This is a genomic window from Nocardioides sp. SLBN-35, assembly GCF_006715725.1.
Classification (GTDB): Bacteria; Actinomycetota; Actinomycetes; order Propionibacteriales; family Nocardioidaceae; genus Nocardioides.
Window position 1 is genome coordinate 957980 of record NZ_VFNU01000001.1, and the last position, 18712, is coordinate 976691.

General features: G+C 71.8%; 13 protein-coding genes. 9 read left to right on the forward strand and 4 right to left on the reverse strand.

Annotation, left to right across the window (positions count from 1 at the left end):
• Positions 1-70 precede the first annotated feature (70 nt).
• The 4 genes from pdhA to FBY23_RS04720 all read left to right on the forward strand — a co-directional run bounded on the left by pdhA (position 71) and on the right by FBY23_RS04720 (position 4631).
• Positions 71-1204, forward strand: coding sequence for a pyruvate dehydrogenase (acetyl-transferring) E1 component subunit alpha (pdhA, locus tag FBY23_RS04705; protein ID WP_141797088.1), 1134 nt, complete (start codon positions 71-73; stop codon positions 1202-1204).
• Positions 1201-2178: an alpha-ketoacid dehydrogenase subunit beta gene (locus FBY23_RS04710; protein ID WP_141797089.1), complete on the forward strand. Its 978-nt coding sequence runs from the start codon at positions 1201-1203 to the stop codon at positions 2176-2178. The genes pdhA and FBY23_RS04710 overlap by 4 nt, the downstream gene beginning before the upstream one ends.
• A 13-nt stretch (positions 2179-2191) precedes the next feature.
• Positions 2192-3514 (forward strand): dihydrolipoamide acetyltransferase family protein, encoded by a 1323-nt coding sequence (locus FBY23_RS04715; RefSeq protein ID WP_141797090.1) that lies wholly within the window; start codon positions 2192-2194, stop codon positions 3512-3514.
• A gap of 160 nt (positions 3515-3674) precedes the next feature.
• Positions 3675-4631 (forward strand): serine/threonine-protein kinase, encoded by a 957-nt coding sequence (locus FBY23_RS04720; protein ID WP_141797091.1) that lies wholly within the window; start codon positions 3675-3677, stop codon positions 4629-4631.
• On the opposite strand, the gene FBY23_RS04725 is transcribed toward FBY23_RS04720, so the two are convergent.
• The 4 genes from FBY23_RS04725 to FBY23_RS04740 all read right to left on the reverse strand — a co-directional run bounded on the left by FBY23_RS04725 (position 4606) and on the right by FBY23_RS04740 (position 9161).
• The gene (locus FBY23_RS04725; RefSeq protein ID WP_141797092.1) at positions 4606-5541 is read right to left on the reverse strand and encodes a sensor domain-containing diguanylate cyclase; all 936 of its coding nucleotides are present in this window, start codon (positions 5539-5541) and stop codon (positions 4606-4608) included. The genes FBY23_RS04720 and FBY23_RS04725 overlap by 26 nt on opposite strands.
• Before the next feature lie 79 nt (positions 5542-5620).
• On the reverse strand, positions 5621-7156 hold the full coding sequence (locus FBY23_RS04730) for a hypothetical protein (RefSeq protein WP_141797093.1): 1536 nt from the start codon (positions 7154-7156) through the stop codon (positions 5621-5623).
• Positions 7157-7212: 56 nt separating this feature from the next.
• On the reverse strand, positions 7213-7644 hold the full coding sequence (locus FBY23_RS04735) for a hypothetical protein (protein WP_141797094.1): 432 nt from the start codon (positions 7642-7644) through the stop codon (positions 7213-7215).
• 50 nt (positions 7645-7694) lie between these two features.
• A complete protein-coding gene (locus tag FBY23_RS04740) occupies positions 7695-9161 on the reverse strand; it encodes a M1 family metallopeptidase (RefSeq protein WP_160158161.1) in 1467 nt (488 codons plus the stop codon).
• Positions 9162-9286: 125 nt separating this feature from the next.
• Here FBY23_RS04740 and FBY23_RS04745 point away from each other — a divergent pair, with 125 nt between their 5' ends.
• The 5 genes from FBY23_RS04745 (at position 9287) to FBY23_RS04765 (ending at position 18701) form a co-directional block, all read left to right on the forward strand.
• Positions 9287-11854: a hypothetical protein gene (locus tag FBY23_RS04745; protein WP_141797096.1), complete on the forward strand. Its 2568-nt coding sequence runs from the start codon at positions 9287-9289 to the stop codon at positions 11852-11854.
• A gap of 179 nt (positions 11855-12033) precedes the next feature.
• Positions 12034-15372 carry a (Fe-S)-binding protein gene (locus tag FBY23_RS04750; protein ID WP_141797097.1) on the forward strand — a complete coding sequence of 1113 codons (3339 nt, stop codon included), beginning with the start codon at positions 12034-12036 and terminating at the stop codon, positions 15370-15372.
• Positions 15373-15465: 93 nt separating this feature from the next.
• The gene (locus FBY23_RS04755; protein WP_141797098.1) at positions 15466-17109 is read left to right on the forward strand and encodes an AMP-binding protein; all 1644 of its coding nucleotides are present in this window, start codon (positions 15466-15468) and stop codon (positions 17107-17109) included.
• A gap of 176 nt (positions 17110-17285) precedes the next feature.
• A complete protein-coding gene (locus FBY23_RS04760; RefSeq protein WP_141797099.1) occupies positions 17286-17840 on the forward strand; it encodes a toxin-antitoxin system HicB family antitoxin in 555 nt (184 codons plus the stop codon).
• Positions 17841-17864: 24 nt separating this feature from the next.
• Complete coding sequence (locus FBY23_RS04765) at positions 17865-18701, forward strand: DUF4097 family beta strand repeat-containing protein (RefSeq protein WP_141797100.1); 837 nt, start codon at positions 17865-17867, stop codon at positions 18699-18701.
• Positions 18702-18712 lie beyond the last annotated feature (11 nt).

Consider the following 18712-nt stretch of genomic DNA (forward strand, 5'->3'; position numbering starts at 1 on the left):
GACCCGGACCACGGACCGACCAGACCCGTGCCGCGGCGATCCCGCAGGCGGCGGATGCAAGGAGTGGCGAATGACCGACCCCGTCTTCGGACCGGCCCCCGAACGCACCCCCGATCCTGAGCTCGTCCAGCTGCTCACCCCCGAGGGGGAGCGGGTCCACCACCCGGGCTTCGACGTCGAGTTCAGCGCCGAGGAGCTGCGCGGCTTCTACCGCGACATGACCCTGGTCCGGCGCCTGGACACCGAGGCGACCGCGCTGCAGCGCCACGGCGAGCTCGGCCTGTGGGCCCAGCTGCTCGGCCAGGAGGCAGCCCAGATCGGCGCCGGTCGTGCGCTCGCGCCGCAGGACTTCGTCTTCCCGACCTACCGCGAGCACGGCGTCGCGTGGTGCCGGGGGGTCGACCCGGTCCGGCTGCTCGGCCTGTTCCGCGGCGTCGACCAGGGCGGCTGGGACCCGGCGGCCCACAACTTCGCCCTCTACACGATCGTGATCGGCGCGCAGACCCTGCACGCGACCGGGTACGCCATGGGTGTCCAGCGCGACGGCCTGGTCGGCACCGGCGACCCGGCTCGCGACACCGCCGTGGTCGCCCACTTCGGCGACGGCGCCACCTCTCAGGGCGACGTCAACGAGGCGTTCGTCTTCGCGGCCTCCTTCAACGCTCCGGTCGTGTTCTTCTGCCAGAACAACCAGTGGGCGATCTCGGAGCCCTTCGAGCGCCAGTCCCGGATCCCGCTCTACCGCCGCTCCCACGGCTTCGGCTTCCCCGGCATCCGCGTCGACGGCAACGACGTGCTCGCGACGTACGCCGTCACGAAGGCTGCCCTGCAGCGGGCGCGTGAGGGCCAGGGCCCGATCCTGATCGAGGCCTACACGTACCGGATGGGCGCCCACACCACCACCGACGATCCCACCCGCTACCGGCTCAGCGACGACGTCGAGCACTGGAAGCTCAAGGACCCGATCGCCCGCCTCGAGGTCTATCTGCGCCGCAACGGCATGGCCGACGACGCGTTCCTGTCCGAGCTCGCGGCCGAGGCCGACGCGCTCGGCGAGCGGATGCGGCGCGAGTGCCACGCCCTCCCGGATCCCTCGCCCCACGAGCTGTGGGACCTGGTCCACGCGGAGAAGACGGCCGAGCTGGCGGCCCAGCAGGCGGAGTTCGACGCGCACGCCGCCTCGTTCGAGGAGGTGCCGTCATGACCACGATGACCTTGGCCAAGGCGCTCAACGCCGGCCTGCGCAAGGCGATGGAGGACGACGACAAGGTCGTCATCATGGGCGAGGACGTCGGCACCCTCGGCGGCGTCTTCCGGCTCACCGACGGGCTGCAGAAGGACTTCGGCGACGCCCGGGTGATCGACACCCCGCTGGCCGAGTCCGGCATCGTCGGCACCGCCGTCGGCCTGGCGATGCGGGGCTACCGGCCGGTGGTCGAGATCCAGTTCGACGGCTTCGTCTACCCCGCCTACGACCAGATCGTGTGCCAGGTCGCCCGGTTCCACTTCCGCAGCCGGGGCCGGGTCCGGATCCCGATGGTCATCCGGATCCCGTTCGGCGGCGGCATCGGCGCGGTCGAGCACCACAGCGAGTCGCCCGAGGCGCAGTTCGTGCACACCCCCGGCCTCAAGGTCGTCGCCTGCTCCAACCCGGCCGACGCCTACGTGATGATCCAGCAGGCGATCCACGCCGATGACCCGGTGATCTTCCTCGAGCCCAAGCGGCTCTACCACTCGGCCAAGGCCGATGTCGACGAGTCCGCGCCGGCAGCGCCGCTGTGGCAGTCGCGGGTGGTGCGCCCCGGCTCCGACGCGACGCTCGTCGCCTACGGGCCGACGGTCTCCACCTGCCTGGACGCCGCGACCGTCGCGGCCGAGGAGGGCCGCTCGCTGGAGGTCATCGACCTGCGCACCCTCTCGCCGCTCGATCTCGTGCCCGTGCACGAGTCGGTCCGTCGTACCGGACGCCTGGTCGTGGTCCACGAGGCCCACCTGACCCTCGGTGTCGGTGCCGAGATCGCCGCGCGGGTCACCGAGGAGTGCTTCCACTCGCTCGAGGCCCCCGTGCTGCGCGTCGGCGGCTTCGACACCCCCTACCCGCCCGCCCGGATCGAGGAGGCCTTCCTGCCCGACCTCGACCGGATCCTCGACGCCGTCGACCGGACCTTCGGGTTCTGAGGAGTCTCCTGCCATGGCTGTGAACGAGTTCAAGCTCCCCGATGTCGGCGAGGGCCTCACCGAGGCCGAGATCGTGGCCTGGCGGGTCAAGGAGGGCGACGTCGTCGCCGTCAACGACATCGTCGTCGAGATCGAGACCGCCAAGTCGATCGTCGAGCTGCCCTCGCCGTACGCCGGCCACGTGCTGGCGCTGCTCGTCGCCGAGGGCGACACCGTCGAGGTCGGTACGCCGATCATCCGGGTCGGCGAGCCCGGCGCGGCGCCCGCGGCCGCTCCTGAGGCCGCTCCCGAGGTCCCCGCCCCGGCGGCGGAGGTCATCGACACCAACGTCCCACCGGCCGGCAACGCCACCCTCGTCGGCTACGGCCCCAAGCAGCGTGCCCTCAAGCGGCGCGCGCGCAAGGCCACGCCCGACGAGGTCCCGGCCGTCGTCGTGCCCGGGCCGGTCGATGAGCCCGCACGTCCGCTCCGGGCCCTCGCGAAGCCGCTCGTGCGGCGCCTGGCCCGCGACCTCGGCGTCGACCTGACCGCCCTCGTACCGACCGGGCCGAAGGGCACGGTCAGCAAGGAGGACGTGCTCGCCGCCGCCGGCTCGGCCGCGCCCACCGCCCCGGCCCCGGTGGCCGTCGACCCCGCCGGCCGCGAGACCCGTGAGCCGATCAAGGGGGTGCGCAAGAACATGGCCGCCGCGATGGTCGCCTCCGCCTCGACCGCCCCCCACGTCACCGAGTGGGTCACCATCGACGCGACCGCGACGGTCGACCTGGTCGCGCGGCTGCGCGAGCGCCGCGAGTTCGCGGACACCAAGGTCAGCCCGCTGCTCGTGGTGGCGCGTGCCTGCCTGCTCGCGATGCGTCGTACCCCGTTGGTCAACTCGACCTGGGACGAGGCCGCCCAGGAGGTCGTGGTCAAGCACTACGTCAACCTCGGCATCGCCGCCGCCACCCCGCGCGGCCTGGTCGTCCCGAACGTCAAGGACGCCCACGAGCTCACCCTCGTCGAGCTCGCCCGGGCCCTCGAGGAGCTGACCGCCACCGCCCGCGAGGGCCGCACCCAGCCCGCCGACATGGCCGGCGGCTCGTTCACGATCACCAACGTGGGCGTCTTCGGCGTCGACGGTGGTACGCCGATCATCAACCCCGGCGAGTCCGCGATCCTGTGCCTCGGCGCGATCAAGCCGCAGCCGTGGGTCGTCGGCGACCAGGTCGTGCCGCGCCAGGTGATGACGCTCTCGCTGTCCTTCGACCACCGCCACATCGACGGTGCCACCGGCTCGCAGTTCCTCGCCGACGTGGCCGACCTGGTCAGCGACCCCGCCACAGCCCTGCTGTTCTAACCCGTTGAGTTGCCGCAAACTCCCCGTTCAGTTGCCGCAGACTCACCGTTGAGTTGCGCAGAGGTGGCAACTCAACGGGGAGAAAGCGGCAACTCAACGGGCGGGGCGGGGCTGTGGACGAACGCTCGCCAGTGCCGGACCCGCCCGGTAGAACGTCGGCATGCTGCGACGCGACCTTCCCACGACGCTCGGTCCCTACCGGATCGTGCGTCTGCTGGGGCGCGGCGGCATGGGCACCGTCCACGAGGCGGTCGACACCGCGCTCGGGCGCCACGTCGCGCTCAAGCTGATCGTTCCCGAGCTCGCCGACGACCCGGACTTCCGGGAGCGGTTCGTGCGGGAGGCCCGGGCCCAGGCGTCGCTCGACTCGCCCCACGTCGTGCGGGTCTTCGCCCACGGCGAGATCGACGGCCGGCTCTACCTCGCCAGCCAGCTCGTGCCCGACGGCGACCTCGCAGCAGCGCTGCGCCGGCACGGTGCCCTGTCCGAGCCGGAGGCGGTCGATCTCGTCGCCCAGGTGGCCGACGGGCTCGCCGAGGCCCATCGCGCGGGCCTGGTGCACCGCGACGTCAAGGCGGCCAACGTGCTGCTCCACCGGCGGGGCACCCACACCGTCGCCTACCTCGCGGACTTCGGGATCGCCGCGCCCGCGCGCGGTGACGCGGCAGCCGACGACGTCCGTGAGCTGCTCCGGCTGCTGCGTGACGTCCTCGCAAAGGCTCCCGGCCCGGCGCTCGCGCGGGTGCTCGCCGAGCCGCCCGCGACCGCGGCGGCCGTGCGCGACGTACTGCGCGGAATGGTGCGTGACGGGCGCCTTGGCGAGCGAGGGGCGCGCCGTCGGTGGGTCGCGGCGGGCATCGCCGCAGCGCTGGCGCTCGTGGCCGTCCTGGCGGTGTCCCTGGTGCCCGGCTCCGGGTCGAGGCCCGACACCGTCGCGGCCCTCGCCCGCGCGCTCGAGCGCGACGCCGGCCTCGACCGGGCGACCGCGCGCTGCACCGCCCGCGCCCTCGCCGCGGCCCACCGCCCCGGCCGCCTCGAGGACGTCCCCGTCGACGTCGTCCTCACCGCCGCCGCGAGCTGCCTGTGGAGCGTCAACCCGCGCGACGGGCCCGCTTGACGGCGTACATCGCCGCGTCGGCCTGCCGGAACGCCTCACGGACCGTGCGCTCGCCCGGCCCGGTGAACGCGTGGCCCAGCGAGGCCTCGACGCCGTGCCGGCGCAGGGCGTGCACGAACCGGGCGTAGTGGGCCGGCAGGTCGGCGACGGGCACGTCGTTCGACAGTACGGCGAACTCGTCGCCGCCGTAGCGCGCCACCCGGTCACGGTCGGTCGCCGCGTAGCGCAGGGCGTCGCCCGCCCGGCGCAGCAGCTCGTCGCCGGCCTCGTGGCCCGCGGTGTCGTTGACGTGCTTGAGTCCGTCGACGTCGAGTACGGCGACGGCCACCGGGTCCGCGAAGGCGTCGACGCGCTCCTGGGCGTCCGCGACCAGGCCGTCCCAGCCGCGCCGGTTCATCAGGCCGGTCAACGCATCGGTCTCGGCGAGCGCGGTCGCGACCAGGGCGGCGCGCCGGCCACGGTCCGCTGCGCGGGCGGTGGCGAGATGGCTGGACAGCAGGTGGCTGAGCATCTCGACCAGGTCGTCGTCGACCGCGACGGGATCCGGGAGCGGGCTGTCCCCGACCCCGCACAGCACGCCGAAGAGGTCGCCGCGGTCGTCGCGGATCGGGTACCCGACGTAGGCCCGCACGGCGGGCGAGTCCGGCAGCCCGGCGTACGACGCGTCGCGGGTCGAGTCCGGGACGACGTGCGCCGCGCCGAGCGTCATCTGCCGGCAGAACGTGTCGTCCCACCGCACCCGGTCACCGGTGCCGATCAGGCCGTGGCCGTGCACGTGGACGTGCACCTGCTCGCCACCGGCCACCCGCGACACCGACCAGTTCGTCAGGGGCGTACGCCGCGCGAGGTACCCGACGACGCGGCGGGCCGCCTCAGTGAAGCTGTCGGGCGCAGCGACGTCGACCACCATGGCCGCCTCCGATCTGCCGCAGAGTGCTGGACCGCTCCTATCGGCAGGGGAGGCGCCCACCTGAGCCCGGCGCGGTCCGTCAGCCGTCGGTGAGCCGGATCAGCCCGACGATCGTGGCGACGTACAGCGCGCCGTCGGGGCCGAGGTAGATCGACGCGTAGTGGTTGTTCCACTGGATGCCCGTGCCGGTCAGCCGGCTCCAGCGGGTCTCGCCGGTGCGGATGTCGATGGCGGTGACGTACCAGGGATCGAGGAGGTTGCCCTTGGGCTTGGAGTAGACGTAGACGAGCCCGTTGCCGAGCGAGGCCTTCGGCACCGACGTCGGCGCGCTGGTCGGGTTGGTCCAGGCGACGTGGCAGCCGTCGGGGTCGATCATCACCCGCGAGACGCCGGGCGTCGTGGTCTTGCCGAGCAGCGTGGACTGCACGCCGGCGTACCCGTAGTTGTTCTCGATGATCAGCGACTCGCCGGCGGCGACCAGGCTGTTCTCGGTGGTGCTCGCGCCCGAGGCCAGCACGGGGATCGAGCAGTGCTCGCGGTCGGTGACGTCCTTGCGGCGGTCGTAGACGATGACATGGCTCTGCGGCTCGGCGTTGTCGGCGATCGCGATCCACCGCTCGCCGATGAGGGTCGGCGAGGTGCCGGAGCCCTGCGAGAGCATGCCGGGCTTCTTCACGCTGCCGCGGTCGTAGGGGATCGACCAGGTGATCTGCGGGGTGCCGTCGGCGGCCGCGTCGAGGCGGTAGGTCCGGTGGGTCGAGACGAAGTAGACGCCGCCGGTCTCGTCGGTGGAGACGGAGTTGAAGATCCCCTCGCCCTCGGGCAGCTCGAGTGCCCTCACCGCACCGGTGCCGCGATCGAGGGTGCCGACGGTGCCTTGCTGGCTGAACCACCAGACCCGTCCGGCCCAGTCGACACCGGTCGCGACGAGGCAGTCGTCGGCGCCGAGGTGCGCGGCGAGCGGCCAGGTCCGGCCGCGGGTGAGGCTCCCGTCGGCGTTGACCGTCACCTCGGCGATCGACGCGTCGGTCGTGGTGGCGTACGCGCGGTCCTGGCCGTCGAGGAAGAAGTAGGTGCCGCCGCAGATGTCGGTCAGCGGGTTCGCGCCCGAGGCCAGGTCGCGCTGCGAGAGCTGGAGCTGCGAGATCGCCCGCAGCGTGACCGGGTCGATCACCATCAGGGTGAAGCCCTCGAGCCCGCCGCACAGCCCGACGAGCCGGTCGTGCGAGTCGAACGCCATCGTGGCGCACTCCCGGATGCCGTACGACGCGGTGCGCACCTGCAGGTCGCGCCCCAGCGGCCCGGACACGGCGTACGCGTCGGAGCTGTAGGGGTCGTTGTGCATGCTGCTGCGCCCGTTGGGTGCGAGGTACGGGTTCTGTGGGATCGGGGGTGCCTCCAGCGGCTGTGCGGTGGCCGGGGCGCCGGTGAAGCGCGGCACCAGCAGGTCGGTCGGCAGGGACGGGATCGGCAGGCCGGGGATGGTCGGCAGCCCCGGCAGCCCCGGCAGCCCCGGCAGTGCGGTGTCGGCGTGGGCCGGGGCGGAGGGCAGGGCGCCGAGGGACAGGGCGAGGGCAGCGGCGAACACCTCGGCCGCCACGCGGAGCATGCGCATCCCGGGAGAGTAGAACGCGTTCCAGTTCTTGGGAAGGGGCCGGGGGTGTGCCCTCCTCAGTCGTGCCCGACCACCGTGCCGTCACCGCTCATCGTCCAGTCCAGGTCCGGCGTCCCGTCCTCGCGCGTCGAGACATAGAGCTCGGCGAGCCTGCGGGGCTCGTCGTGGTCCGCGGTCCTCAGCTCCAGCTCCTGACGCCCGGGGGCGTTCTCGATCTGGAGCTCGATGTCGCCTCCGCCGTAGCCGCGGCCGTAGAGATCCTCCAGGCCGCCGAGCGCGTACTCGATGACCTCGGTGAGATCGTCGGTCCCGATGTCGTCGGCGATCGTGACGGTCAGCGCCTCCTCGAGGTCGTCGCCGGCATCCGGGTGGAACAGGTGGACATCGGCCACGCCGTCGATCGACTCGAGGTGCTCGGTGAGCTCGCGCTCGGACCCGACCGACCCGCACCCGGTGAGGGAGACGGCGCCGAGGGTGCTCAGCAACACGAGGCGACAGGCGCGGGCGGCCCGCGGACGAAGGTGAGCCGAGCCCATGGTCAGTCGCGTTCCGGCGTGTTCTCGTCGAGCAGCCAGTCGTCGAAGAAGTCCGAGAGCTCCTCGCCTGTCGTCTGCTCGATCCAGTCGACGTACTCGCGCCGGTCGGAGGTGCCGTTGGCCTCCCGGGCGGGCCACTCGCGCAGCACCTCGAAGAACCTCTTGTCCCCGATCCGCTCCCGCAGTTCCTGCCACATCAGCGCAGGGCCGTAGTAGATGTTGCCGTCGCCGAACCGGGTCGGGTCGAACGCGCCGGGTGGGCCGGACTCGGCGCGCAGGTCGGACTCGAAGACGGCCCAGTCGTCGGTCTTGCTCAGCATCGTGGTGCCCTCCTGCTCGGCCTCCCACATGCCCTGCAGGTACATCGCCATGCCCTCGTTCATCCACACGTCCGACCAGTCCGCGGGGGTGACCGTGTCGCCGTACCAGTGATGCGCGGCCTCGTGGACCAGCACCGCCTCCGAGAGGCTGTACGTCGAGTCGCCCAGCGTGATCATGGTCTGGGTCTCCATGCCGCTCTCGTTGTCGACGACGAGCACGCCGAAGCTGTCGAAGGGGTAGGGCCCGAGCAGGTTCTCCAGCCAGTCGATCGCGGCGGGCGTCTTCGCGGTGTCGCCGGGCAGCGGGTCGCCGTCGGCGTCGGCCCACACCTGGATCGGTACGCCGCTCGCCGAGGCCAGGTCCGTGTGCTGGTAGTCGCCGAACGCCACCGTGACGAGGTACGACGACGCCGGCTCCGCGAGGTGCCAGGTGTTGACGCTGCGCCCGCCCTCGGTGGTCGAGGAGGCGAGCACACCGTTAGCGACCCCGGACATCGGCGCCGGTGCGGTCAGGGTGAAGTCGTAGAGCGCCTTGTCGGAGGGCTGGTCGTTGACGGCGTACCAGGTGAACGCGCCGTACGGCTCCTGCAGCGTCGAGGTCTCGTGCTCGGCCGTGGTGGTCCAGCCGACACCCTGGGAGAAGTCGGCGCGCTGGCTGGGGGCGGGTGCCGACACGGGGGAGCCGGAGTACTCCAGCACCAGCACGTACTGGCGGTCCGCGACCACGGCGTGCGCGACCGTGAGGTCGTTTCCCTCGACGCTGACCTCGGCAGGGGCGCCGTCGACGGTGGCGGACGAGATCGTGAGCTGCTCGTTGAAGTCGAGGGGGATCCGCGGCGCGTCGCCGGTCGCGCGGAAGGTGAGCGTCTCGCGCGCGGTGAGGCGGTCGCCGTCGGGGGCCCAGGTCAGGTCGAGGTCGTAGTGCAGGGCATCGACCAGCGGGTCGCCGAACTCGGGGTAGACCGAGTCCGCCCGGGTGTCGTTGCGGGCGATCGCGAGGTCGCCGGCGGGCGCCGTGTTGCTCGGCGAGCTGGTCGGCGCGCCCGATGACCGCTGGGGAACGGCGCCGCCGCCGATCGACTGGCCGGCGCAGGCGGCGAGTGCGAGGCAGCACGCGGCCGCGGCGACGAGACCAGCGCTCCGGGTCATGGACGCATCATGCCGCTCCATGAAATCTGACGGCCATTCATCTTTCCCGTCACCTCGGCCGCGGCTCGTCGTTGGAGGAGTGATCGGGGTCACTGTGGCGTGCCCCGGAGCGGGGAGGTGAAGTGGTGGACGAGGCACAGGTCGCACGCCCCCAGGGGTGGCAGCGGGTCGGACTCGCCGCGCTCGTCGCGCTGTCCGTGGTCGGCGTCGCGCTCGCCGTACCGGCATCGGGCTCCGGCGACGGTACGACGTCGCTCGCCTCCGCCGCCGAGCAGCAGAAGTCCGACCTCGGCGTCCCGCACGACGACGCCCTGCTCCCGCCCCACGACCACAACGACCCGCGCACCAAGAACGAGGTCGCCCGCGGCCTCGCCGTCGGTGAGGACGTCGTCGACCCGACGACGGCGCGTGAGCGCAGGGCCGCGGCGTCTTACGTCGACACCGAGCGCGCGCTCCCCGAGCCCCGCCTGGTCCCGACCGCGGCCTACCCGGCCCGCTCGGCCGTGCCCGCCGACCGCTATGCGATGGCCGGGGGCTGCTACACCCTCACTGCCGGTGGCACGGCCTTCGGCCCCTACTACTTCAAGGCGACCCGTCTCGGCGGCTACCTGCTGCACACCCCGACCGGCGAGCTGACCCGCAACGGCAACGGCTCGGTGGCCCTCGCCGCCAAGCCGAGCCCGCAGGCCGACTGGACCGTCACCGGCGGCAACGGCGCCTTCACCTTCCAGATCGACGGCGCCGGCGCCCTCGTGGCGCAGGGCGGCACCCTCACCAGCGGCGCGTCCGGCACCACCTTCCAGGTCGCGCTGGCCGGCGGCTGCCCGGAGTACCCCGAGGCCGACGTCAACGTCTCCGGCGAGCCCTTCGGCGGGGCGAAGCCCTACCAGGAGGTCCGCGGGTTCGTCGACGCCCACACCCACGGCATGGCCTTCGAGTTCCTCGGCGGCAAGGTGCACTGTGGCCGTCCGTGGCACGAGTACGGCGCGCCGTACGCCCTCGACGACTGCGCCGATCACAAGATCACCGGCGGCAAGGGCGCGCTGCTCGAGTCGGTGCTCTCCGGCAAGCCGTCCCACGACCCGGTCGGCTGGCCGACCTTCAAGGACTGGCCGGCGCCCGAGTCGCTGACCCACGAGGGCACCTACTACCGCTGGCTGGAGCGGGCGTGGCGAGGCGGTGAGCGGCTGTTCGTCAACCTGCTCGTCGAGAACAACAAGCTCTGCCAGCTCTACCCGCTGAAGAAGAACTCCTGCGACGACATGACCTCGATCCGGCTGCAGGCCAAGGACATGCACACGATGCAGGACTACATCGACGCGCAGTTCGGCGGTCCCGGCAAGGGCTTCTACCGGATCGTGAGGGACCCCTTCGAGGCCCGCCGCGTCATCAACGCCGGCAAGATGGCGGTCGTCATGGGCATCGAGACGTCCATCCCGTTCGGCTGCACCTACAAGACCGTCCTCGGCCGCGACTTCCCGGCGTGCACGCCGCAGGAGATCGACGCCAACCTCGACGAGATGCAGGCTCTCGGCGTACGCCAGATGGAGCTGGTCAACAAGTTCGACAACGCCCTCGCCGGTGTCGCCGGCGACGCCGGTGCCATCGGGCCGCTCGTCAACGCCGCCAACTTCCTCGAGACCGGCACCTTCTGGGCGATGGAGCACTGCGAGCCGGCCGACGGCGAGTCCTCCGACAACGCGCAGATCACCATCCCCGACATCACCGCCGGCCAGCAGGACGCGCTCTTCGGCGCGCTCGGCAAGGTGCTCGGCCTGCTCCCGGCGCTGCCGCTCTACCCGCAGCCCGCCCACTGCAACAAGCGCGGCCTGACCGATCTCGGCGTGCACACGATCGAGGGCCTCGCGAAGCGCAGGATGGTCTTCGACCCCGACCACCTCTCGGTCAGGGCGCGCGCCGCGTCGATGGACGTCATCGAGGACCTGCGCTACGCCGGCGTCATCTCGAGCCACTCGTGGTCGACGCCCGACACCTACCCGCGCATCTACCGCTCCGGCGGCTTCATCACGCCGTACGCCGGCGACTCGACCGGGTTCGTCGCCAAGTGGCGCCGCCACCTCGGCTGGGCGGACTCGCGCTACTACTTCGGCTTCGGGTTCGGCGCCGACATCAACGGTCTCGGCGCGCAGGGCAACCCGCGCGGGGCCGACGTGCCGAACCCGGTCCGCTACCCGTTCACCGGCCTCGGCGGCGTGACGATCGACAAGCAGCGTGCCGGCCAGCGGGTGTGGGACATCAACACCGACGGGGTCGCGCAGTACGGCCTCTATCCCGACTGGGTCGAGGACCTGCGCCAGGTCGCCGACGCCCAGCATCCCGGCGACGGCGCGAAGATCGTCGACGACATGGCCCGCGGCGCCGAGGCGTACCTGCAGATGTGGGAGCGCGCGTACGGCGTACGTCCCGACTCGTGCCGCAACCCGAACCTGCGGATGTCGCTGGCGAAGGCGAAGAGGCTCGGCAAGCGGATGGTCCGCAAGCACTTCACGACCGACCGGGTGATCGCGAAGGTCGGGCAGCCCTACCTGCGCCTCGACAACAGGTTCACGTTCTGCGCCAAGGCGAAGAAGATCAGGAAGGACGGCACGACGACCAAGAAGCTGGTCAAGGTGACCGTCGTCGTGAAGCTCAGGGCCGACGGAACGGTGAAGAAGGTCAAGTACCGCCGGTGAGGCGATGCTCACGGCGCAACGAAGTTACCTGCCGGTAGTATCCGCTGTGCCCGCGGCGCCAGCGCACGTGGGTAAGGCTTGCCTATCGCGGCGGGGTCCGTCGTCCGGCACTAGGCTCGTCGCGCGCACTCCTGTGCGCGCCCCTTGACTCCCTGCCGGATGAGGAGCTGTTGGACACCATGCAGATCGTTGCGATCGTCGTCTCCCTGGCCGTCTCGGCCGTCGCCGTCGTACTGACCGCGCGTGCCGTCGTCGCGATGCTCGGCGTGATCAAGCGCGGCCAGCCGGCGCCCGGGCGCACCGGCAACCCGGCCGGCCGCACGCTGACGATGCTGAAGGAGACGGTCCTCCACACGCGCATGCTGCAGTGGACCTGGGTCGGCATTCTGCACTGGTTCGCGTTCGCGGCCTTCATCGCGCTCTCGACCGCCGTCGCCGCGGCGTTCCCGCAGCTGTTCGACCCCGAGTGGACGATCCCGGTCCTCGGCAAGTTCTTCCTCTACGAGTGGGTGGCCGAGGTCCTCGGCCTGCTCGGGTCGCTGGCGATCATCCCGCTGATCATCTACCGGCTCACCCACAAGCCCTCGCAGCTCGGCCGCAAGAGCCGCTTCTTCGGGTCGACGATGTGGCAGGCCTACTTCGTCGAGGCGATGGTCCTGCTGGAGAGCTCCGCGATCCTCTTCATCCGCGGCGCCGAGTACAACCTGGCCAAGGCGCACGGCGGCGAGGCGGCCGAGCACGCCGATGGCTTCCACTTCCCGGTGTCGCAGTTCTTCGGCAACCTCTACCCCACCGGCCACGAGTCGATCGGGACGCTCGAGAACATCATCTTCTTCATCGCGATGGTGAAGATCACCTCCGCGATGATCTGGCTGATCGTGATCTCCTCGAACCTCACCATGGGTGTGGCCTGGCACCGCTTCACCGCCTGGTTCAACATCTGGTTCAAGCGCGAGGAGAGCGGTCGTACGGCGCTCGGCGCGGTCAAGCCGCTGACCTCGGGCGGCAAGGCGATCACGCTCGACGACGTCGACGACCTCGACGAGGACGCCGTCCTCGGCGTCGGCTCCATCTGGGACTTCTCCTGGAAGGACATCCTCGACTTCACGACCTGCACCGAGTGCGGTCGCTGCCAGTCGCAGTGCCCCGCCTGGAACACCGAGAAGCCGCTCTCGCCCAAGCTGATGATGATGGCGATGCGCGAGCACGCGTACGCCGCCGCGGGCGGTGTCGAGGGTGCCGCCGAGAAGGCGCTGGTGGGCTCAGCCGGCGAGGGGGAGTGGTTCTACAACCCCGAGGGCGGTGACTTCGTCATCGACGAGGACGCGCTGTGGGCCTGCACCAACTGTGGTGCCTGCGTCCAGCAGTGCCCCGTCGACATCGAGCACGTCGACCACTTCGTCGACATGCGCCGCTACCAGGTGCTCGTCGAGTCGAACTTCCCCTCCGAGCTCAACGGCCTGTTCAAGGGCCTGGAGAACAAGGGCAACCCGTGGAACATGTCGCCCACGGCACGCCTGGACTGGGCCAAGGACCTGCCCTTCGAGGTCAAGGTCGTCGGTGACCAGATCGAGGACCTCGAGTCCGTCGACTGGCTGTTCTGGGTCGGCTGCGCCGGTGCCTACGAGGACCGCGCCAAGAAGACCACCCGGGCCGTCGCCGAGCTGCTCGACCTCGCCGGCGTCTCGTTCGGCGTACTCGGCAACGGCGAGACCTGCACCGGTGACTCCGCGCGCCGCGCCGGCAACGAGTTCGTGTTCCAGGGCCTGGCCCAGCAGAACATCGAGACGCTCAACGACGCCAAGGCGAAGAAGGTCGTCTCGACCTGCCCGCACTGCATGAACACCCTCAAGAACGAGTACCGCCAGCTCGGTCTCGAGCTTGAGGTCATCCACCACACCCAGCTGCTCAACCGCCTCGTGCGCGAGGGCAAGCTGACTCCGGTCGCCTCCGGTGCCGGGGCGCACAACCGCAAGATCACTTACCACGACCCGTGCTTCCTCGGTCGCCACAACCAGGTCTACACGCCCCCGCGCGACCTGCTGCAGATCCTCCCGGGCGCCGAGTTCGCCGAGATGGAGCGCTCGGCCGAGCGGTCCTTCTGCTGCGGCGCCGGTGGCGCCCGCATGTGGATGGAGGAGACCATCGGTGAGCGGATCAACCTGAACCGCACCGCCGAGGCCGTCGGCACCGGCGCCGACCAGGTCGCCGTCGGCTGCCCCTTCTGCCGCGTGATGCTCTCCGACGGCCTGACCAAGATGCAGGCCGACGGCGAGGCCCGCGAGGAGGTCGAGGTCCTCGACGTCGCGCAGATGCTGCTCGCCTCGGTCAAGGGCGAGCAGGCCACCAAGCTGCTGCCCGGTGAGGGTGCCCAGGTGACGGCGAAGCCGGCTGCGGCCAAGGCCACCCAGCCGGTCGAGACCAAGGCCGAGCCGGAGGCCGGCGACGTCACGATCACCGAGGACACCGTCGTCGCGACCGAGGACGTCGGCCCCGCGGCCAAGGCGTCGGGTGGCTCGTCGATGTTCGACGACCCGGGCTCCATGTTCGACACCCCCGCTGCTCCGGCGGCGCCGGCGGCTCCCGAGGCCAAGGCGGCTCCGGCCGAGGGTGGCTCGCTCTTCGACAGCCCGGGCTCGCTGTTCGACACGCCCGCCGCGGCACCCGCTCCGGCGGCTCCGGCGGAGGAGAAGTCGGCCGCGCCCGCGGGCGGTGGCTCCCTGTTCGACGAGGGGGGCTCGCTCTTCGACACCCCGGCGACCGCGCCCGAGGCTCCGAAGCCCGAGGCTCCGAAGCCCGAGGCTCCGAAGGCCGAGGCGGCCCCGACCGCCGACCTCGGGTCGGGTGGCTCGCTGTTCGACCTCGCCGCCCCGGCTGAAGCGCCCAAGGCGGAGGCCCCCGAGGCCGAGGAGCCGAAGGTCGAGGAGCCGAAGGCGGAGACTCCCGCCCCGGCCGCCCCGGCCGCCCCGGCCGCCCCGGCCGCGCCGGCTCCGTCGGTCGACCTGAACGCCGGTGGCTCGCTGTTCGACATCGCCGCGCCCGAGGCGTCCGCCCCGACGGCTCCCGCCCCGGCACCGGTCGTCGAGCAGGCGCCGGTCGAGGCCGAGGCCCGTGCCGAGGAGGCTGCCGTCGTCGAGGAGGCGCCCGCGCCCACCCCGACGCCCGCCGCTCCCGCGAGCGCGCCGGCCACGGACGTCGACATCAACTCCATGGGCTCGCTGTTCGACATCGCCGCCCCCGCTGCTCCCGCGGCCCCGGCGCCCGCGCCGGCCGCCGCCCCGGAGCCCGAGGTCGTCGCCGAGCCGGCAGCCGAGCCGGAGCCCGAGCCGGAGCCCGAGCCGGAGCCGGAGCCGGAGCCGGAGCCGCAGACCGCGCCAGAGCCCGAGGCGGAGGTCGAGGCGGCCCCCGCCCCGGCCGCTCCCGCGGCCCCGGCCGCCCCGGCGTCGTACTCCGGCGAGGCTCACCAGCCGCGCACGGACGTCGACATCAACGCTGCGGAGTCCCTCTTCGACCTCTGATCGCCCAGCAGTCACCGGTCACGCCCCGGCCCGCCGACACCTACCTTCCTTCGAGGGGTGTGATCGCGGTCACCGGGGCGTCACCATGGGGGCATGACGGACCTGTCGTACGCCGCCGGCGAGACCACCACGCCCCTCCTCGACGAGACGATCGGGGCCAACCTCGAGCGCACCGTCGCCAGGTGGCCCGACCGCGAGGCGCTGGTCGAGGTCGCGAGCGGGCGCCGGTGGACCTGGCGTGCGTTCGACGACGCGGTCAACGAGGCGGCCCGCGGGCTGATCGGGCTCGGGATCGCGAAGGGCGACCGGGTCGGGATGTGGGCGCCGAACTGCGCCGAGTGGACGATCGTCCAGTTCGCCGCCGCGAAGGCGGGCGCGATCCTGGTCAACGTCAACCCGTCGTACCGCACCCATGAGTTCGCCTACGCCGTCAACCAGTCCGGGCTGCGTCTTCTGCTGGCCGCGACCAGCTTCAAGACCAGCGACTACAAGGGCATGGTCGAGGAGGTCGTCGCCGCGGGCGAGGTGCCCGGCCTCGAGCAGACGCTGTACGTCGACAGCGACGACTGGCAACGGCTCGTCGACGCCGGCCGGGACCTCCCCGAGGACGTGCTCGCCGAGCGCCAGGCCGGGCTGCGGCCCGACGACCCGATCAACATCCAGTACACGAGCGGCACCACCGGCTTCCCGAAGGGCGCCACGCTCAGCCACCGCAACATCCTCAACAACGGCTACTTCGTCACCGAGCTGATCGGGTTCAGCGAGCAGGACCGGCTGTGCATCCCGGTGCCCTTCTACCACTGCTTCGGCATGGTGATGGCCAACCTCGGCTGCGTCACCCACGGCGCCACCATGGTCATCCCGGCGCCCGGCTTCGACCCGGCGATCACGCTGCGGGCGGTCCAGGACGAGCGCTGCACGGCGGTCTACGGCGTACCGACCATGTTCATCGCCATGCAGAACGCCCCCGACTTCGGTGCCTACGACCTCGCCACCCTGCGCACCGGCATCATGGCCGGCTCGATCTGCCCGGTCGAGGTGATGAAGCGATGCATCCACGACATGCACATGGCCGAGGTCTCCATCGCGTACGGCATGACCGAGACCAGCCCGGTCAGCTGCCAGACCCGCGCGGACGACGACCTCGACCGTCGTACGTCGACCATCGGCCGGGCCGCGCCGCACGTCGAGATCCGCATCGTCGACCCGGTCACGGGCGAGACGGTGCCGCGCGGCACTCCGGGCGAGTTCTGCACCCGCGGGTACTCCGTGATGCTCGGCTACTGGCCACTGGGCCAGGAGGAGGGCGACGCCAAGACCGCCGAGGCGATCGACGCCGAGGGCTGGATGCACACCGGGGACCTGGCCGTGATGCGCGAGGACGGGTACGCCAACATCGTCGGCCGGATCAAGGACATGGTCATCCGCGGCGGCGAGAACATCTACCCGCGCGAGATCGAGGAGTTCCTCTACACCCACCCCGACGTCGAGGACGTCCAGGTCGTCGGCGTCCCCGACGAGAAGTACGGCGAGGAGCTGTGCGCCTGGCTCCGGCTGCGCCCCGGCGCCGATCCGCTCGACGCCGACGGGGTGCGCGCGTTCGCGAGCGGGAAGCTCGCCCACTACAAGATCCCGCGCTACGTGCTGCTGGTCGACGAGTTCCCGATGACCGTGACCGGCAAGGTCCGCAAGGTGGAGATGCGGGAGAGGTCCACCGAGCTTCTCGGTCTCACCTGATCGCCGACCCGGCTCGAACTGGCGCCGATCTCCCGCCGACCCGGCAGAAAGTGTCTCGCGCGCCGAGACACTTTCTGCCGGGTCGGCGCGATTTAACAGCCACTTCGCGCCGGGTCGGCGGGAATGACGTCACGATGGCTTGAATTTGACGTCATGATGATGTCATAGTGGCGCCCATGGACATCACTCCGTACGTCGACAGCCTCCGTCGCGACCTCCTCGCCGCCGCCGAGAGCGCGGGGGAGCAGGCGCGGGAGGTCGCCGAGCGGCTGGGCTACGCGCTGGACCCGGCGGTCCGGCTCGCGGTGATGGAGGCGATCAGCCAGGCGGCGGCCGAGATCACGGCGGCGATGCCGAGCGGTGGCGTCGACGTGCGGCTCGACGGGCGCGACCTCGACTTCGTCGTGACGGCGCCCGAGCCGGACCAGGCGATGCTGCCGCAGCAGGTGACCGGGCCGGTGCCGGCCGAGGTGCCCACCGAGGACGAGGGGCAGGCGCGGGTCAGCCTGCGACTGCCCGAGTCGCTCAAGGCCCGCGCTGACGAGGCGGCCGCCCGCGCCGGACAGTCGCTCAACACCTGGCTGGTCAGCCTGATCCGCGGAGCCACCAGCGACAGGGCGCTCCACGTCGACGTCGACCTGTCCAGCGTCCCGTTCGGACACGACTTCCCGTTCGGCCCGCCGTCCGCGGGCAAGCCCGGCGCCAACCGACGCCTCACCGGCTGGCTCTGACCAGCCTCCAGACAGGAGAAGCCCATGAACGACCACGAACCCCTCCGCCAGGTCCTCGAGACCCCGGGCCCGGTCCGCCTGCACGTCGAGAACGGCCGCGGCCGGATCGTCGTCCGGGTCGCCGAGCAGGACACCACCGAGGTCGCCGTGGCCGGTGCCCGCGCGGCCGAGGTGCGGGTGACCCAGGACGGCCGCCGCATCGGCGTCCACGCCCCGAAGCCGCGCAACGGCATCTTCGGCCGTGCCGACGAGCTCGACATCGAGGTCGTCGTCCCGCTCGACAGCGACCTGGTCGCCCGCAGCGGCAGCGCGGGCATCACTGCCAGCGGACGGCTGATGACCGCCCGGGTCAAGAGCGGCTCCGGCACGGTCGTCCTCGACCAGGCCACGACCGTCGTCGTCGACACCGGCTCGGGCGACGTCAGCGTCGCCGAGGTCGACGGCGACGTCCGGGTCCGCACCGGCTCCGGTGCGGTCGACCTGGGCCGTGTCGCCCGCGCCGCCTCGGTCTCCACCGGCTCCGGCGACGTCTGCCTCGGGCAGGCCCTCGGCACCGCCGTCGTCAAGACCGGCTCCGGCGACCTCGAGGTCGGCGAGAGCACCGCCGACCTCACCAGCAAGACCGGGTCGGGCGACGTCGTCGTGCGTACGGCGCGCCGCGGCCGGATCCTCGTCAAGGGCGCCTCGACCCGGGTGCACGTCGGGATCCCCGCAGGTACGCCGGTCTGGACCGACCTCACCACCGTCTCCGGCCGGGTCAGCTCGACCCTGGCGCCGGTCGGTCAGCCCGAGCCCGGCGCCGACCATGTCGAGCTGCGCGCCACCACCGTGTCCGGCGACATCACGCTGGTTCCCGCCTGACGGACCGCCCG

Bases quoted from the DNA above. Each gene is read 5' to 3' on its own strand.
- pdhA (WP_141797088.1), top strand. From the start codon at position 71: ATGACCGACCCCGTCTTCGGACCGGCCCCCGAACGCACCCCCGATCCT.
- FBY23_RS04710 (WP_141797089.1), top strand. From the start codon at position 1,201: ATGACCACGATGACCTTGGCCAAGGCGCTCAACGCCGGCCTGCGCAAG.
- FBY23_RS04715 (WP_141797090.1), top strand. From the start codon at position 2,192: ATGGCTGTGAACGAGTTCAAGCTCCCCGATGTCGGCGAGGGCCTCACC.
- FBY23_RS04720 (WP_141797091.1), top strand. From the start codon at position 3,675: ATGCTGCGACGCGACCTTCCCACGACGCTCGGTCCCTACCGGATCGTG.
- FBY23_RS04725 (WP_141797092.1), bottom strand. From the start codon at position 5,541: ATGGTGGTCGACGTCGCTGCGCCCGACAGCTTCACTGAGGCGGCCCGC.
- FBY23_RS04730 (WP_141797093.1), bottom strand. From the start codon at position 7,156: ATGCGCATGCTCCGCGTGGCGGCCGAGGTGTTCGCCGCTGCCCTCGCC.
- FBY23_RS04740 (WP_160158161.1), bottom strand. From the start codon at position 9,161: ATGACCCGGAGCGCTGGTCTCGTCGCCGCGGCCGCGTGCTGCCTCGCA.
- FBY23_RS04750 (WP_141797097.1), top strand. From the start codon at position 12,034: ATGCAGATCGTTGCGATCGTCGTCTCCCTGGCCGTCTCGGCCGTCGCC.
- FBY23_RS04755 (WP_141797098.1), top strand. From the start codon at position 15,466: ATGACGGACCTGTCGTACGCCGCCGGCGAGACCACCACGCCCCTCCTC.
- FBY23_RS04760 (WP_141797099.1), top strand. From the start codon at position 17,286: ATGGACATCACTCCGTACGTCGACAGCCTCCGTCGCGACCTCCTCGCC.
- FBY23_RS04765 (WP_141797100.1), top strand. From the start codon at position 17,865: ATGAACGACCACGAACCCCTCCGCCAGGTCCTCGAGACCCCGGGCCCG.